Origin of the sequence: Kosakonia sp. WA-90, from assembly GCF_039871955.1 — a bacterium.
In the GTDB taxonomy this organism is placed as follows: Bacteria; Pseudomonadota; Gammaproteobacteria; order Enterobacterales; family Enterobacteriaceae; genus Kosakonia; species Kosakonia oryzendophytica.
The window spans coordinates 1-1,050 of sequence record NZ_JBDPLJ010000020.1 but is presented as its reverse complement, the minus strand read 5'-3'; the positions used below and the strand labels follow the sequence as shown (position 1 = coordinate 1,050).

At 53.0% G+C, this 1,050-nt stretch carries 1 protein-coding gene and 1 pseudogene; both read right to left on the bottom strand.

The genetic code is table 11. The features are described from left to right. A pseudogene (locus ABGA49_RS16080) lies at positions 1-276 on the bottom strand (flagellin FliC); the annotation flags it as partial. A gap of 194 nt (positions 277-470) precedes the next feature. Then, positions 471-1,050, bottom strand: a 580-nt coding sequence (locus ABGA49_RS16075) for a flagellin (protein ID WP_347665804.1), incomplete at its 5' end; no start/stop codon positions are given.

The following is a 1,050-nucleotide window of genomic DNA, read 5'->3' as shown; positions in this document are numbered from 1 at the left end:
ACGGATACGCTGCAGGTTGTTGTTGACTTCGCTCAGCGCGCCTTCAGCGGTCTGCGCCAGAGAGATACCGTCGTTCGCGTTACGCGCAGCAACGGTCAGACCGTTGATGTTAGAAGTAAAGCGGTTGGCAATTGCCTGGCCCGCTGCGTCGTCTTTAGCGCTGTTGATACGCAGACCGGAAGAAAGACGCTCGATCGCAGTGCCCAGGGAAGACTGAGATTTAGTCAGGTTGTTCTGAGTCATCAGCGACAGGGTGTTAGTATTAATAACAGCCATGATATTTATCCTTTATAAATAATATGTAATTTCCGGTAAGCGCCAGCGGCTTCATCACCGTCATAATTGTTATCGACGCAGGTGAAAAACTCTTTAGCTGTTTTTTTTATTTTTCGAGGTTATTTATTTTTCGGAAAAATAAAAAAGCGCCGACACGCGGCGCTTTTTCGCAGATGATGCTACGTAATCTATAATTAACGCAGCAGGGACAGCATGGTCTGCGGAACCTGGTTGGCCTGCGCCAGAACAGAGGAACCGGCCTGTTGCAGGATCTGCGCGCGCGACATGTTTGACACTTCCGTCGCGTAGTCGGAGTCCTGAATACGGCTGCGGGCGGCCGACAGGTTGTTCACGGTGTTGCTCAGGTTGGTGATGGTGGACTCGAAACGGTTCTGGGACGCACCCAGCAGGCTGCGCTGGTCGTCAACCGCTTTGATCGCCGCATCGATGTCTGCCAGCGGGTTGCCGTTGACCGTACCACCGGTGCTGACAGTACCGCTCAGTACGTCAAAGCCTTCAGCCGCAGTGCTACGTGCAGTACCGTTGATGGTCTGGCCAGTGGTCTGGAAGGTGTTGCCCGTTGCGCTGTACAGGTTGTAAGAGTCAGATTTGCTCAGGCTGATAGAGATGGTTTCGCTGTCTTTTGCGCCAACCTGGAAGCTGTAGCTGCTGGAGCCGGTACCGGTGTTCAGCACTTTGATGCCGTTGAAGTCGGTCTGGGTGGTCACACGGTTGATCTCTTCCATACGCTGGTTAACTTCAGCCTGGATGGAG